This window comes from Pseudomonas sp. F1_0610, assembly GCF_047470865.1.
Lineage (GTDB): Bacteria > Pseudomonadota > Gammaproteobacteria > Pseudomonadales > Pseudomonadaceae > JAZDRH01.
The window spans coordinates 78,170-92,810 of the sequence record NZ_JAZDRH010000011.1 but is presented as its reverse complement, the minus strand read 5'-3'; the positions used below and the strand labels follow the sequence as shown (position 1 = coordinate 92,810).

Here is a 14,641-nt window from a genome sequence, read left to right as displayed (position 1 = left end):
ATATAAAATTATTGGTTGCAGTAGGCAGGTTAGAACAACAAAAAGATTACTTTAATCTAATTAAAGCTTTTCAATATATTAGAGAAAATGACGATAATATTAGATTGTGGATTGTTGGTGAAGGTTCTCAACGTAATGTTTTAGAAAAAATAATAAAAGAAAAGAAATTAGAAGACCATGTTAAATTGTTAGGTATGCAAGAAGATATTGTAGGCATATTGTCTGCAGCGGACTTGTTTGTTTTATCATCAGCATATGAAGGTTTTGGTTTGGTAGTTGCTGAGGCAATGTTAACAGAAAAGATAGTTGTTGCTACTGATTGTGGCGGTGTTTCTGAAGTTGTTGGTGAGTTTGGTTTTTTATGCCCTCCTCAGGATCCTATTCTTTTATCTAAAAGTATTAATGCTGCTTTAAACCTTACAGAGGATGAGAGAAAGAAACTGGCTACTAATGCTAGAGAGCATGTGATTTCTAATTTTAGTCTTGAAATGATCACTAAACAATGGCTTGAGATTTATGAAAATCTCATTCGAGATAAAAATTTTTATAGGAATAAAAAAAATTAAAATTATTATTATTGGAACAACTGCTGCATCTATTTTAGGGTTTAGGTATGAATTTCTTAGGCAATTATCAGTTGGTAAAGCTTGCGTTTATGCATTCGCTACAAATTATTCTGAGACTGATAAAGAAAAACTAAAAGAAATAAATGTAATTCCTGTTGATTATAAAATTAATAGGGGGGATTAAATCCATTTTCAGACTTTATAGGTACTATAGCACTTTCAAATAAAATTAAGAGCATTGCTCCTGATATTATTTCTCCTATTTTACTAAACCTGTAATTTTTGGAACATTAGCCGCACGAATAGCTAAAGTTCCAAAAAGAATAGCAATGTTAGAAGGGCTTGGTTATACATTTACGGCTCAGCCAAAGCCTCTACCTTTTAAAATAAAGTTAATACGTTCAATACAAGTTTTGCTTTATCGGCTAGCCTTTCCTTTTTTAGATAAATTAATATTTCTTAATCCAGACGATCCTATTGATTTATTAAAAAAATATAATCTTAAAGTAAAAAGCGTAGAAATTTTAGGAGGGATTGGGCTTAATTTAAGAGAGTATCCTTATGTCAAGCCTACTATTTCAGACAATGTTCGTTTTATTTTTATAGCTAGATTGCTGGCTGAAAAAGGTATTCATGAGTTTGTTCAGGCTGCAAAATTAGTTAAACAGAATAATTCTAATGCTGAGTTCATCATTTTAGGTGGGCTAGATTCAGAAAATCCTAGTGGGTTAAAGCAGTTTGAGCTTGATAAGCTAATTGCAAGCAATATTATTATTCATCTTGGGCATGTTGATAATGTTCAAGAATGGCTAGCTGGCTCTAGTGTGTTTGTGCTGCCATCTTATAGAGAAGGTGTTCCCCGTAGTACACAGGAGGCTATGGCTGTTGGACGGGCAGTTATTACTACGGATGTTCCAGGCTGTCGAGAAACGGTTATTGATGGTGTGAATGGTTTTATGGTTCCTCCTTGGGATGCTGATGCTTTAGCTGCAGCAATGATGAAATTTATAGATCAACCTGAATTAATTGAAAAAATGGGGCTAGAAAGTTATAAGATTGCGCAAGAAAAATTTGATGTTGATGTGGTGAATCAGCGGTTGATTAAAATGATTTTAGAGAATGATTAATACCCTAAACCTAATGCATCTCTCCCCAACTTATGGTAAAACATCTCCTGCACATTAGTGCACGTTCTCAGGGCGGGGTGGAAGTCCCCACCGGCGGTGATTGTATTTAGGTACACAGCCCGCGAGCGCCTTACTATTGGGTAAGGGTCAAGCAGATTTGGTGAGAATCCAAAGCCGACGGTTATAGTCCGGATGAAGAGAGAGCGGGATCTTTTGCCGAGTCTATTCTGGACTTGGCGTGTTCCCATTCGATCAGAAATTGCCCTGTTTTTCTAAAACAGGAGATTGATCTATGTTTACTGGCATTATTGAAGCTGTGGGGGTAGTCAAAGCACTGACGCCTACAGGCGGTGATATTCGTGCCCATATCAAAACAGGTTCATTGGATTTAACAGATGTAAAGCTGGGAGATAGCATTGCTGTCAACGGTGTTTGTCTTACAGTTGTTGAACTAACCAGCGATGGCTTTGATGCTGATGTTAGCCGTGAAACCTTAACTCGCAGTGCTTTTGTAAATCTAAAAATAGGCAGTCGCGTTAATCTTGAAAAAGCTTTGATGCCCACCAGTCGTTTGGGGGGGCACCTTGTAAGTGGTCATGTGGATGGTGTCGGCGAGGTGATTTCAAGGGAAGACAACGCGCGAGCAGTGCAGTTTAAAATTCGTGCACCTAAAACGCTTGCTCGCTATATCGCGATTAAGGGCTCAATTACAGTGGACGGCACTAGCCTGACGGTGAATGCTGTTAATGGTAATGAGTTTGAGCTGACTATTATTCCTCATACGCTTCAAGGAACCATTATGGAAACTTACCGTAGTGGTTCTTTGGTGAATTTGGAAATTGACTTAATAGCGCGTTATTTAGAGCGTCTATTGCTGGGTGATAAAGCTGGCGAAGTAAATAATGGCGCTATAACTGAACATTTTTTAGCTGAACATGGGTTTATGCGTTAAGGAGCACAAGGTGGCATTAGCAAAAATTGAAGACCTAGTGGCTGATATTCGCCAAGGCAAAATGGTCATCTTGATGGATGATGAAAATCGTGAAAATGAAGGTGATGTGATTATTGCTTCTGAGTTTGTTACGCCAGAAGTTATTAACTTTATGATCACCCATTGCCGTGGTTTGGTTTGTATGCCTATGACCAAGGAGCGTTGTGAACGGCTCAAGCTGCCCTTAATGGCAACACACAATGGTTCTGGTTTTGGTACTAACTTTACGGTTTCAATCGAGGCTGCAGAAGGCGTTTCTACGGGTATTTCAGCCGATGATCGTGCGCGTACAGTGCAAGCGGCCATTAGCAAAGATGCCGTAGCCGATGACATTGTAAGTCCAGGTCATATTTTCCCACTAACGGCAGTAGATGGCGGTGTGTTAGCACGTGCAGGCCATACTGAGGCCGCTTGCGATTTAGCGCGTATGGCTGGTTGTGAACCAAGCGGAGTGATTTGTGAAGTGATTAATGACGACGGTTCTATGGCGCGTCGTCCTGATCTTGAAGTATTTGCCGAAAAGCATGGGCTAAAAATAGGCACCATTGCTGACCTTATTCATTACCGTCTATTGCATGAGCACACTGTTGAGCGTGTATCTGAGCAGGAGTTAGTTAGTGAAGAAGGTACATTTAAAGTAACTACCTTCCGCGATACTGTGTCGGATGATGTGCATTTGGCGTTAACTATGGGTGAAATCAAAGAAGATGAGCCTACATTAGTGCGTGTGCATGTAATGGATCCCGTGCGTGATTTACTGGCGGCTAAACAAAAAGATCGCTGGAGTTTACGTGCGGCTATGCAAACTATTGCCAATGAAGGCAAGGGTGTTGTTGTGGTAATGGGTAATCCATTAAGTAGTAATGAATTGTTGGATCAAGTTGAGTTTCAACTCAATCCGACAGACGGTAAAAAAACGCGAGTTAAGGAAAAACACAGCACAGTTGGCGCAGGATCACAGATTTTACGTGATTTAGGCGTGCGGAAAATGCGTTTATTGAGTAATCCTGTAAAATTTAATGCAATATCCGGATTTGATCTGGAAGTTGTAGAATATATCACTCCACAAGCTGATTAAGTTTGTATGGGCATTACCAGTTAGGTAATGCCCTTTGCTCTTTATTAGGAATAGAACATGACTATGAAAAACATTGAAGGCACTTTTGTTGCACCACAGGGTAAGTTTGCTCTGGTTGTTGGACGCTTTAATAGCTTTGTTGTTGAAAGCTTAGTTGAAGGTGCGATAGATGCATTAACACGTCATGGTGTTAACAAAGATGACATTACCATTATTCGCGCGCCAGGTGCCTTCGAGTTGCCATTAGTGGCACAGAAAGTTGCTCAGCGCGATGAGTTTGCAGCCATTATCGCCTTAGGTGCGGTGATTCGTGGCGGCACTCCGCACTTTGAATATGTGGCAGGTGAGTGCACTAAAGGCTTAGCGCAGGTTTCTTTATCTTATGATGTGCCTGTTTCTTTTGGCGTACTAACTGTAGATTCCATTGAGCAAGCAATTGAGCGCTCTGGCACTAAAGCGGGCAATAAAGGCGCTGAAGCGGCCTTGTCTGCATTAGAAATGGTTAGCCTGCTTGCGCAGTTGGAGGCCAAGTGAGCCTGAATCACGATGACAGCCAAGAGCAACCAGTGGCTGTAAAAGGTAAAATAGCACAGCGCCGTGTGGCGCGCACTTTAGCGATGCAAGCCATTTATCAATGGCAATTGGCAGGACAGAATCTACATGAAATTGAAGCGCAATTTCGCGTAGATAATGACTTTGCTAATGTAGATGGTGCCTATTTTAGTGAAGCATTACGCAGTGTCGTACTTAATAAAAGCGACTTGGATGATCAATTTAGCCCGTTTTTAGATCGCACTATTGATGAGCTAGACCCTGTTGAGTTGGCTATTTTACGCCTTTCAACATGGGAGTTGCGCAGTCGTTTAGATGTGCCTTACCGTGTGGTTATCAATGAAGGCATTGAGCTTGCAAAAACCTTTGGCGCTACAGATGGGCATAAATTTGTAAATGGTGTGCTAGATAAATTAGCTCCACGTTTGCGTAGTCCAGAAGTACGTGCTGCCAAAGATGCACGTAAGTAAGTTGGTATTGTGGGTGAGTTTGAGTTAATTCAACACTACTTCACCAGTGCAGCTTGTGCTCGCACTGGTGGTGCTGTTGAGCTAGGTATTGGTGATGACTGCGCTTTATTAGCTATTACAGCTAGTGATCATTTAGCGGTTTCAACAGATACACTTGTTGAAACTGTACACTTTCCTGTTAATGCACCTGCAAATCTCTTAGCCCAGCGAGCGCTAGCTGTATCTGTCAGTGATCTGGCTGCTATGGGAGCAACGCCCATAGCTTTTACTTTGGCGCTAACGCTTCCACAAGCTGATCCCCAGTGGTTGAAAAACTTTGCTCAGGGGTTGGAACAGATGGCTGCGCAGTGTCAGATTACATTGATTGGCGGCGATACAACACGCGGTCCATTAAGCATTACAGTTACCGTGCTGGGACAAGTTCCACGGCAGCAAGCACTATTGCGTAGCGGGGCCAAAGAAGACGACTGCCTATGTGTTAGCGGTAATTTAGGGGATGCGGCTGCGGCTTTGGCTTGGGTGCTTAATCCAGAAAAGCTCATGACGGAATCGACGGATTTTTTACTAAAAAGATACTGGCAACCTGCGCCTGAGTTAGCTTTAGGACGCTATCTTTTAGGTAAAGCTACAGCTGCTCAAGATATTTCTGACGGTTTATTGGCAGATGCAGCCCATATTGCTAAGGCGTCATCTAAACAGCTATGCATTGATCCACAATTATTACCGTTATCCAAGGCCTTATTGCAAAGCTGTTCTAAGTTACAAGCTGTGCAATTGGCTTTAACAGGTGGGGATGATTATCGTTTGGTATTTACCTTGCCAGCAGATAAGTTAGCCGCTTTGCAGTTATTATTCCCTGATGTGACCCAAATTGGTTATGTGACAGCCGGTGAAGGCGTTAAGTTAATTAATGCCGATCTGAATAGTCTTTCCCTTGCTCATGTAGGATATCAGCACTTTGAACGAACAGAATAAACCAAAAGATCCTATGCTTTGTCGTGATATATGGCATTTTCTAGCTTTTGGACTAGGCTCTGGTTTAGCACCTAAAGCGCAAGGAACTTGGGGAAGTGTAGTTGGCTTGGCTTTTGTGCCTTTCTTATTTTTACTACCTTTATGGGCTTATGCCGCGATTATCGTATTAGCATCAATATTTGGAATTTGGCTTTGCGATAAAGTATCGAAAGATTTAGGCGTGCATGACCATAATAGTATTGTTTGGGACGAATTTGTTGGTGTATGGATTACTCTTTTTTGTGCACCCACTGGATTTGTTTGGTTATTGGTAGGTTTTGTACTCTTTCGTTTTTTTGATATTTTGAAACCTTGGCCTATTGGATGGGCAGACCGAAAAGTACATGGTGGCCTTGGAATTATGTTAGATGACATTATTGCCGGTGTACTAGCAGCTGCTGTATTACAAATCATAGTACTTATTTTTTGATTAGGATTATCAAAATGCTACGACTATTAACGCTGTTTGCTTTAATTTTATTTCCAGTGTTGGGTTTTACTCAAACCATAGTGCAGGTAGTTGGCTTATTTCCCAATGCAGCTGTTGTGGTTGTGGATGGTGAGCGTAGGTTGGTTAAAGTAGGAGAAGTGGGGCCGGCAGGTGTGCAAGTTATTCGTGCTGATAGTAAAGGTGCTCGCTTAAAAGTAGATGGTATGGAGCGTGACTATGAGCTAGGCCGCGATTATAGTTCGGCGGCGTCTGTTAATAGCGTTAAACGATTAGTTATTGCTAAGGGTCTAGGTGGCCACTATTGGCTGGCGGGTTCAGTAAATGGTAATAACGTACAGTTTATGTTGGATACAGGGGCTACATCTGTTGCTATGAATGAAAATGAAGCAAAGCGTATTGGTTTAAATTATCAATCAGGCAGCCCTGTGACTGCAAGCACAGCTAATGGGCAGGCAAGAGGATGGCAGGTTCGTCTGGCAGAAGTAAAGGTTGGTGAGATTAAAGTACTGGGTGTTGATGCAGTGGTGCTTGAAGGTGACTCGCCAACAGAAGTTTTATTGGGTATGAGTTTTTTAAGTCATATTCGTTGGCGCGTTGAGCAAGATGCATTAATTCTTGAGTCAAAAATGTAAATTAGGCTTTAACCGCTTTTAAAATAACGAATTTTGCAGTGCTTCCTATAAGTTGAACATCTGCAAAATAGTTTTTTAACTGCTGGTGATAGCCTAGATGACGATTGCCTACAATCCATAACTCCCCGCCTTGTTTTAATGCTGTCTGAGCCTGTTTGAACATGCGTTTGGCTAAGAAGTCACCAATGACTTGTTGTTGATGGAAGGGCGGATTGCATATCACTAAATCAAATGAATGCTCAGCTTCATTGGCTAATCCATCACAAGCGTAAATTCTAGCCTCTCGCGTAGGGAATAACTGCTTCCAATTATCTTGGGCTGATTGCACAGCCATAAATGATTCATCAATTAACGTCAGTTTAGCCTCTGGATTAAGTAGGGCTAGGCTTATCCCCAAAACACCATTACCACAGCCAAGATCAGCCGCATTAATAATGCCTAGGTTTTTGGGTAAAAAGGGCAAGAACGCACGAGTGCCAATATCGAGGTCTTCGCGGCAAAAGATACCAGCATGATTAATTAGCTTCTGTTTTAAATGCGCTGCATAATAGTGCGTAGGGTACGGCGAGTTGGCGGCTGTTAAAGTCTGAGGTGTGCAAAATAACAGTCGAGCTTTCTTTTGTGCTAAGGACGCTTGTACAGAGCCAATATACTTTTCTAATAAATCACCTGCTGTTCTGGGCAAGTGCTTGATCATACCTCCTGCAATAATAAGTGTATTTTTAGTGATGTGTTTTTGCAGGCGAATTAATTGTTCTTCTAACAATGAAAGAATTTTAGGAATACGAATAACGACAATATCGTAATTTCCAGTTAAAGACTGGTTGCTCGGAACGAAGCTCACCGCTTGAGTAATATGATTTCTTTTAAGGTTTTCGTATAAGGCTGTTTTAGCTAAAAAAGAATCGGAACTACTGGTTGTTGTAAAGTGCGAAGCTAGACTGGCAGCTAGCGCCCCAAAGCTGTCATTAAGTACTAAACAATTAGCATTAGAGGAAAGTTGTAGGCTACTTAGGTGCTGTAATAGGTATTCATCAGCGGCATCGAATGCCTGTAATGAGTTGTTGGCTGACTCAGGAAAACGCTTAAGGTTTAATTGCGCATAAGGGGTGGTTAGAACTGAAGTCATGGCCTGTAATCAAAAGAAATAAAATAATTTAACTGGAATGATCAATTTTAGCCTGTCTTGGCGCATCTATAAACAAACTTGTCGGATAAAAGTTTTGTAGTCTTTTAGTGTTGAGAATCATGCTGTGGTTTTTAGTGTCTCGTTTGGTTAAAATATGACTGATACAAAAGTAGAGTAGCTATGTCTGGTTATATATGTTTGGAAATAACGCCCTCCGATTTATTACAAGAGCGCCGTTATACCTATTATCAGTTAACAAATCAGTCATTTCAGGATGCAAGCTGTCTTGCCCAAGAGATGCCTTTGAGTATTACCTTTAACGGTATTAATCACAGTGTAATGATGTTAACACCTCAAGACATAGGCGACTTCACTGTAGGTTTTAGCCTGAGCTACCAAATAATTCAGCATCCCAGTGATATTTTAGACATGCAGTTAAATGTGCTAGGCGATGCGTTAGAGGTTGAAGTAACACTGAATAACCGTGCTTTCTGGCAGCTTAAATCAACGAAGCGAGAGCTAGCTGGAAGTACTGGGTGTGGTTTATGTGGTGTTAGTGCGCTTGAACAAGCGCTGCCACAATTAACGCCTTTAACGGTAAGTGACTTACCTAACGCTCAATACTTGCAAGGTCTACGTGAGCGTATTCAACCTTATCAAGTATTGGCTGAAAAAAGCGGTGCGTTACATGCCGCTTTGTTCTTTGATGCTCAAGGCGAGGTTGTGTTATGTCGCGAAGATATAGGGCGACATAACGCACTGGATAAATTAATTGGAGCCTTATATCGCCAAAAAATTGCGTGTGACCAAGGTTTTGTTGTTATGACCAGTCGCAGCAGTTTAGAGCTATTACAAAAAACTGTACGGGCAGGAATTCATACCTTAGTAAGCCTTTCTGCACCAAGCAGTTTAACCGTTGACTGGGCCCGTAAACATAACCTGAACCTGATTCACGTGCCCCATCAAAGTCCAGCGCGCGTATATAGCCCTCAGTGATCTAAGTAAGATTTTCTAATCAAAAAGTACAGCCTAAGAGCTGTGCGTTTCAGCGTTTAGATATGCCTGAGATGGAGATAGTTTATGCAAATGAATCGTCGGCAGTTTTTTAAACTATGCACTGCTGGCGCAGCAGGTGTTACTGCAGCAACCTTAGGCTTTGCGCCTAGCCTTGCGCAAGCAGCACAAGTTCGCCAATACAAGCTATTACGTGCCAAAGAAACCCGTAATAACTGCACTTATTGCTCTGTAGGCTGTGGCATTTTAATGTATAGCTTAGGCGATGGTGCACGTAACGCCAAACCACGTATCTTCCATATTGAGGGCGATCCTGATCATCCAGTAAGCCGTGGTTCTTTATGCCCTAAAGGCGCTGGTCTTATTGACTATATTCATAGTGATCAACGCTTACAGTATCCTGAGTATCGCGCCCCAGGTTCAGATAAATGGCAGCGTATTACATGGGAAAACGCTATTAAGCGTATTGCACGCTTAATTAAAGATGACCGTGACGCTAACTTTATTGAGAAGAACGAGCAAGGGGTTACAGTTAATCGTTGGCTCTCAACAGGTATGCTCACCAGTTCTGCTGCCAGTAATGAAACGGGAATGCTCGACTTTCGTTTCTTGCGCGCTTTAGGCATTTTATCGACCGATTGCCAAGCCCGCCTGTGTCATGGGCCTACCGTAGCCGCTTTAGCTCCGAGCTTTGGCCGTGGTGCGATGACCAATAACTGGGTTGATATTAAAAATGCCAATGTTGTATTAGTTATGGGCGGTAACCCAGCAGAAGCGCATCCAGTAGGCTTTAAGTGGGCAGTAGACGCTAAAATTCATAATGGCGCCAAGCTAATTGTGGTGGATCCACGCTTTAATCGTAGCGCTGCTGTTGCGGATATGTATTCACCGATTCGTGCAGGCTCGGATGTTACCTTCTTAATGGGGGTGGTTAATTACCTATTAGAAAATGAAAAAATCCAGCATGAATACGTAAAGCATTACACCAATGCGAGCTTGATTATTCGTAAGGATTTTGATTTTGTGGAAGGCGTATTTAGTGGTTATGACGCCAGCAGCAAAACCTATGATCGTAGCTCTTGGGGTTATGAGCTTGATGAGCAAGGTCATGCTAAGCGTGATATGTCTTTACAAGATCCGCAATCTGTTTATCAGTTGCTGAAAAAGCATGTGGCACGTTATACGCCAGACTTGGTAACCAAAGTTTGCGGTACGCCAAAGCAAGATTTCTTAGATATTTGTGAGATTCTAGCCTCAACCTCTGCCCCTGATCGTACGGCTACATTCTTGTATGCATTAGGCTGGACGCATCATACCAGTGGCGTACAAATGATTCGTGGTGCCGCCATGATTCAATTATTACTAGGCAATATTGGTATGCCCGGTGGCGGTGTAAACGCCTTGCGTGGTCACTCTAATATTCAGGGGTATACTGACCTTGGGTTGCTATCTACACGTTTGCCCGGTTACATGAACCTGCCTAGCGATCAACAAACATCGGTTGAGCAGTACTTAAAGGAAGTAACGCCAACAGAGTTATTGCCGGGACAAGTTAACTATTGGAAAAATACTCCTAAGTTCTTCATTAGTTTGATGAAAAGCTTATGGGGAGATAAAGCAACAGCAGCTAATAATTGGGGCTATGACTGGCTGCCAAAATGGGATCGCGAATATGATGTACTAACTACCATGGAGTTAATGCATCAAGGCAAAATGAATGGTTATTTAGTTCAAGGATTTAACCCATTAGCGGCATTCCCAGACTCTAATAAGGCGCGTGAAGCGCTGTCGAAGTTGAAGTTTATGGTGGTGATGGATCCACTAAAAACCGAGTCTGCCAGCTTTTGGCAAAATCATGGTGAATCTAATGATGTAGATTCCGCCTCCATTCAAACAGAAGTATTCCGCTTACCTACCGCCTGCTTTGCTGAGGAGCAAGGTTCTATCGTGAACTCAGGCCGTTGGCTGCAATGGCACTGGGATGGTGCAGCGCCTCCAGGTGAAGCATGGCATGATGGAAAAATTCTTGGGCATCTACTAATGGAGCTTCGCCGCTTGTATCGCGAAGAAGGCGGCAAAGGTATTGAGCCGCTAATGAATATGGCGTGGAACTATGATAATCCACTTGATCCGCGTCCTGATGAAGTTGCAAAAGAAGCCAATGGTTATGCCTTAGAAGATATTAAAGATGAACAAGGTAATATCATTTTACATAAAGGCCAATTATTAAATGACTTCTCTGAGTTGCGTGATGATGGTACTACAGCCAGCTATTGCTGGGTATTCACCGGGTCATGGACAGAGAAAGGCAACCAAATGGCTAACCGTGATAATGCCGATCCATCAGGCTTGGGTAGCACATTAGGTTGGGCATGGGCTTGGCCTCAAAACCGTCGTATTTTGTATAACCGTGCTTCTATGGATCCTAGTGGTAAACCTTGGGATGCTAAACGTAAACTATTGGAGTGGAACGGCAAGCGCTGGGTGGGCTTTGATGTGCCTGATTATGCGGCTACAGCCGCGCCAAACTCAGGTGTTAATCCCTTTATTATGATGCCTGATGGTATGGGGCGTTTATTTGCAGTCACAGGCTTAAAAGATGGTCCAATGCCAGCGCATTACGAGCCTATAGAGTCGCCATTAGCTGCTAATCCTGTCTATCCAAAACAAATGCACAACCCAACCACGCGTTTATTTGATAACGATAAAAAGCGCATGGGCACTTACACCGAGTTTCCTTATGTAGCTACAACCTATTCGATAACAGAGCTATTTCGCCACTGGACTAAACATGCGCGTTTAAATGCTATTGCTCAGCCACAGCAGTTTGTAGAAGTTGGTGAAAAACTGGCGGCAGAAAAAGGCATTAAAGCGGGCGATTGGGTAAGGGTAAAATCTAAACGCGGTTATATCAAAGCAGTGGCTGTAGTGACTAAGCGTATTTATCGTTTAGAGATTGATGGCAAGCAAGTAGACACTATTGGCGTACCTTGTCACTGGGGCTTTGAAGGTACGACGCGCAAAGGATTTTTAGCGAATGTGCTCACGCCTCCAGTTGGTGATGCAAACGCACAAACCCCTGAATACAAGGCTTTCCTTGTAGACATTGAAAAAGTTTAATGGAGTCAAGTTATGTCAATGCAATCTCAAGACATTATTAAGCGTTCAGCAACGAGCAGTTTGACTCCTGCCCCACAGGTTCGTGATAAACAGGCAGAAGTAGCTAAACTAATTGATGTTACTACCTGTATTGGTTGTAAAGCCTGTCAGGTTGCCTGCTCAGAATGGAACGATTTACGTGATGAAGTCGGTGAAAATCACGGGGTATATGACAACCCTATGGATCTCACAGCTGATAGCTGGACAGTAATGCGCTTTAGCGAAGTGGAAAATGAAAAAGGCCGACTGGAATGGCTTATTCGTAAAGATGGCTGTATGCACTGCGCCGACCCAGGTTGTTTGAAAGCTTGCCCTGCACCGGGGGCTATCATCCAGTTTGCTAATGGCATTGTTGACTTTCAATCAGAGCACTGTATTGGTTGTGGCTACTGTATTGCAGGCTGTCCATTTGACGTGCCACGTATTAGTAAACGTGATAATAAAGCCTATAAATGTACTCTGTGCTCTGATCGCGTGGCTGTAGGACAAGAACCTGCCTGTGTGAAAACCTGTCCAACAGGTGCAATCAACTTTGGCAGCAAAGAGGATATGCAGTACCTTGCTCAGCAGCGTGTGGATGAATTAAAAACACGAGGATTTAAACAAGCGGCACTCTATGATCCTCAAGGCGTGGGTGGAACGCATGTCATGTATGTATTACAGCATGGTGATAAGCCAGAGTTATATCATGGCCTGGCCAAAGATCCACGTATTAGCCGTACTGTAGAGGGCTGGAAAGGCTGGTTGAAGCCTGCTGCTGCAGTAGCCTTCTTCGCTACCATTGCAGGCACTATTTTCCACTACGTAGGTGTTGGGCCAAACGAAGTGCATGATGACAACGAACACGAGGAGCCAAAAGCATGAATAAGAAAGACATGATTTTACGTACTCCTTTTGCAGCGCGCGCTTGCCACTGGATTATGGTGATTTGCTTTTTCCTAACAGCATTATCTGGCTTGTCTTGGGTGTTCCCTTCATTAAGCTGGTTAAACAGTGTTTTAGGGACGCCGCAGATGGCAAGAATTCTTCATCCATTTTTGGGTGTGGCTGTGTTCTTAGCGCTTGTTTTCATGTTTTTCAAATTTGTTAAATACAACATGCCAGAAAAACAAGATAAATTATGGGTGCAAAACATTGGCAGTGTTATGGCAGGTAAAGAAGATGTTGACCTACAAATTGGCAAATACAATGCAGGTCAGAAGTTCTTGTTTTGGAGCATTATGGGGTTGATAAGCCTCTTGTTAATAACAGGTGTTGTTGTCTGGCGTCCCTATTTTGCGCCTTATTTCCAAAGCGCCTTTGGTATTGATTTAATTCGCATTGGCCTATTTTTACATTCGTTAGCAGGTGTATTGTTAATTTTATTGATTATTGGTCATATTTATCTGGGTATTTGGGTCAAGGGTTCCATTTCAGGTATGGTGACGGGCTACGTATCTCGTAAGTGGGCAAAGCAGCACCATTCACGCTGGTACCGTGAAGATATTTTAAAGGCAGATAAAAAAACGCATGAGTAGTATACAGTTCGTTCCAGCAGAGCAGCTCAGTGGCGGTATTGGCACTATAACGCCAGTACTGCTACCGCGTTTAGATAAGCTTTATCAGCAACGCGCCAAGCGCTTACAGCAATTGGCTCAAGATCACCCTATGCAGGATTACTTGCTGTTTTGTGCGCAAATGGCTTTAGCTCAACAAGAGGTAGTACACAAGCTCGCTTTACCTAAAACTGCAATTGAAATAATACAGCAGCGCCTAGGTAAAGAGCATCCACCATTGAATTGGCAAAAGCTTGAGCGTGATCATTATTGGCATACAGCGCTTAATAGCATAGTGGAACAAGTAAAAGACCTTTCTACTGAGCAAGTGCAAGCCGTTTGTCAGCAGTTATTGGTCGCCTCCACTGAGCAATTAGAAAGTGCTGCTGGGTACTTATTGGCACAAAAATTTTCCCAAGTACCTAAAGGCTGGGCACTTTTTTTATGGTCAGCATTATCGGTATATTGGGCGCAAATGGCGGAGGCGCTTTCGGCTTCAGCTAAAGCAGATTATGGCGAACAACGTCAGTTTTGCCCAGTTTGCGGTGGTGTTCCTTGTGCAAGTGTCATTCGAGGTGGAGCACAAAATGGTTTGCGTTATTTGCATTGTAATCTTTGTGAAAGTCAGTGGCACCTAGTACGTGTAAAATGTAGCAATTGTGAGGGAACAAGTGGGTTACACTATTGGTCTTTAGATGAGAAAAACGCCACTATCAAAGCAGAGAGCTGTGATGCCTGTGAAAGTTATTTGAAAGTAATTTATCAGGAAAAAGATCTGCATCTGGAAGTCATAGCAGATGACTTAGCCTCCTTGGCACTAGATGCAGGTGTTGAAGAAGAAGGTTTCTCACGCAGTGGCTTGAATCCATACTTGTTGCCAAGCTAAATGCAGGTTATTGTTTTTAGTTGGTATTTCGCACAGC

The 14,641-nt window shown here is 42.6% G+C and carries 15 protein-coding genes and 1 riboswitch; of the genes, 14 read left to right on the top strand and 1 reads right to left on the bottom strand.

Annotation, left to right across the window (positions count from 1 at the left end):
* The 9 genes from VQ643_RS08295 to VQ643_RS08255 all read left to right on the top strand — a co-directional run.
* Window positions 1-566: glycosyltransferase (locus VQ643_RS08295; protein ID WP_414199165.1), on the top strand; the 566-nt coding region annotated here is incomplete at its 5' end.
* 329 nt (window positions 567-895) lie between these two features.
* The gene (locus tag VQ643_RS08290; RefSeq protein ID WP_414199163.1) at window positions 896-1,693 is read left to right on the top strand and encodes a glycosyltransferase family 4 protein; all 798 of its coding nucleotides are present in this window, start codon (window positions 896-898) and stop codon (window positions 1,691-1,693) included.
* A 59-nt stretch (window positions 1,694-1,752) separates the two neighbouring features.
* Window positions 1,753-1,902, top strand: a riboswitch (FMN riboswitch).
* 83 nt (window positions 1,903-1,985) lie between these two features.
* Window positions 1,986-2,645 (top strand): riboflavin synthase, encoded by a 660-nt coding sequence (locus tag VQ643_RS08285; RefSeq protein WP_414199162.1) that lies wholly within the window; start codon window positions 1,986-1,988, stop codon window positions 2,643-2,645.
* Between the two features lie 10 nt (window positions 2,646-2,655).
* Window positions 2,656-3,762 carry a bifunctional 3,4-dihydroxy-2-butanone-4-phosphate synthase/GTP cyclohydrolase II gene (gene ribBA / locus VQ643_RS08280; RefSeq protein ID WP_414199160.1) on the top strand — a complete coding sequence of 369 codons (1,107 nt, stop codon included), beginning with the start codon at window positions 2,656-2,658 and terminating at the stop codon, window positions 3,760-3,762.
* Window positions 3,763-3,819: 57 nt separating this feature from the next.
* A complete protein-coding gene (gene ribE / locus VQ643_RS08275; RefSeq protein ID WP_414199158.1) occupies window positions 3,820-4,296 on the top strand; it encodes a 6,7-dimethyl-8-ribityllumazine synthase in 477 nt (158 codons plus the stop codon).
* On the top strand, window positions 4,293-4,784 hold the full coding sequence (nusB, locus tag VQ643_RS08270) for a transcription antitermination factor NusB (protein ID WP_414199157.1): 492 nt from the start codon (window positions 4,293-4,295) through the stop codon (window positions 4,782-4,784). Before ribE ends, nusB begins: the two co-directional genes overlap by 4 nt.
* Before the next feature lie 6 nt (window positions 4,785-4,790).
* Window positions 4,791-5,759 carry a thiamine-phosphate kinase gene (thiL, locus tag VQ643_RS08265; RefSeq protein WP_414199171.1) on the top strand — a complete coding sequence of 323 codons (969 nt, stop codon included), beginning with the start codon at window positions 4,791-4,793 and terminating at the stop codon, window positions 5,757-5,759.
* A gap of 13 nt (window positions 5,760-5,772) precedes the next feature.
* Window positions 5,773-6,228 (top strand): phosphatidylglycerophosphatase A, encoded by a 456-nt coding sequence (locus VQ643_RS08260; protein WP_414199169.1) that lies wholly within the window; start codon window positions 5,773-5,775, stop codon window positions 6,226-6,228.
* Between the two features lie 14 nt (window positions 6,229-6,242).
* The gene (locus VQ643_RS08255; protein ID WP_414199156.1) at window positions 6,243-6,881 is read left to right on the top strand and encodes a TIGR02281 family clan AA aspartic protease; all 639 of its coding nucleotides are present in this window, start codon (window positions 6,243-6,245) and stop codon (window positions 6,879-6,881) included.
* Window position 6,882: 1 nt separating this feature from the next.
* On the opposite strand, the gene VQ643_RS08250 is transcribed toward VQ643_RS08255, so the two are convergent.
* Window positions 6,883-8,010, bottom strand: a complete 1,128-nt coding sequence (locus VQ643_RS08250) for a methyltransferase (RefSeq protein ID WP_414199154.1) — start codon at window positions 8,008-8,010, stop codon at window positions 6,883-6,885.
* Window positions 8,011-8,190: 180 nt separating this feature from the next.
* On the opposite strand from VQ643_RS08250, the gene fdhD reads away from it, so the two are divergent.
* From fdhD to fdhE, 5 genes are all read left to right on the top strand, one after another.
* A complete protein-coding gene (gene fdhD, locus VQ643_RS08245; RefSeq protein ID WP_414199151.1) occupies window positions 8,191-9,006 on the top strand; it encodes a formate dehydrogenase accessory sulfurtransferase FdhD in 816 nt (271 codons plus the stop codon).
* Between the two features lie 84 nt (window positions 9,007-9,090).
* A complete protein-coding gene (gene fdnG, locus VQ643_RS08240) occupies window positions 9,091-12,144 on the top strand; it encodes a formate dehydrogenase-N subunit alpha (RefSeq protein WP_414199149.1) in 3,054 nt (1,017 codons plus the stop codon).
* Window positions 12,145-12,162: 18 nt separating this feature from the next.
* Window positions 12,163-13,047 (top strand): formate dehydrogenase subunit beta, encoded by an 885-nt coding sequence (gene fdxH, locus VQ643_RS08235; protein ID WP_414199167.1) that lies wholly within the window; start codon window positions 12,163-12,165, stop codon window positions 13,045-13,047.
* Window positions 13,044-13,700, top strand: coding sequence for a formate dehydrogenase subunit gamma (locus VQ643_RS08230; protein WP_414199147.1), 657 nt, complete (start codon window positions 13,044-13,046; stop codon window positions 13,698-13,700). Before fdxH ends, VQ643_RS08230 begins: the two co-directional genes overlap by 4 nt.
* On the top strand, window positions 13,693-14,604 hold the full coding sequence (gene fdhE, locus VQ643_RS08225) for a formate dehydrogenase accessory protein FdhE (protein ID WP_414199145.1): 912 nt from the start codon (window positions 13,693-13,695) through the stop codon (window positions 14,602-14,604). Before VQ643_RS08230 ends, fdhE begins: the two co-directional genes overlap by 8 nt.
* Window positions 14,605-14,641 lie beyond the last annotated feature (37 nt).

What these genes read in the sequence shown, in the direction of transcription:
- ribE (WP_414199158.1), top strand. Translation starts at nt 3,820, where the DNA reads ATGACTATGAAAAACATTGAAGGCACTTTTGTTGCACCACAGGGTAAG.
- fdhE (WP_414199145.1), top strand. Translation starts at nt 13,693, where the DNA reads ATGAGTAGTATACAGTTCGTTCCAGCAGAGCAGCTCAGTGGCGGTATT.
- fdxH (WP_414199167.1), top strand. Translation starts at nt 12,163, where the DNA reads ATGCAATCTCAAGACATTATTAAGCGTTCAGCAACGAGCAGTTTGACT.
- VQ643_RS08285 (WP_414199162.1), top strand. Translation starts at nt 1,986, where the DNA reads ATGTTTACTGGCATTATTGAAGCTGTGGGGGTAGTCAAAGCACTGACG.
- VQ643_RS08290 (WP_414199163.1), top strand. Translation starts at nt 896, where the DNA reads ATGTTAGAAGGGCTTGGTTATACATTTACGGCTCAGCCAAAGCCTCTA.
- VQ643_RS08250 (WP_414199154.1), bottom strand. Translation starts at nt 8,010, where the DNA reads ATGACTTCAGTTCTAACCACCCCTTATGCGCAATTAAACCTTAAGCGT.
- VQ643_RS08255 (WP_414199156.1), top strand. Translation starts at nt 6,243, where the DNA reads ATGCTACGACTATTAACGCTGTTTGCTTTAATTTTATTTCCAGTGTTG.
- fdhD (WP_414199151.1), top strand. Translation starts at nt 8,191, where the DNA reads ATGTCTGGTTATATATGTTTGGAAATAACGCCCTCCGATTTATTACAA.
- fdnG (WP_414199149.1), top strand. Translation starts at nt 9,091, where the DNA reads ATGCAAATGAATCGTCGGCAGTTTTTTAAACTATGCACTGCTGGCGCA.
- VQ643_RS08230 (WP_414199147.1), top strand. Translation starts at nt 13,044, where the DNA reads ATGAATAAGAAAGACATGATTTTACGTACTCCTTTTGCAGCGCGCGCT.
- VQ643_RS08260 (WP_414199169.1), top strand. Translation starts at nt 5,773, where the DNA reads ATGCTTTGTCGTGATATATGGCATTTTCTAGCTTTTGGACTAGGCTCT.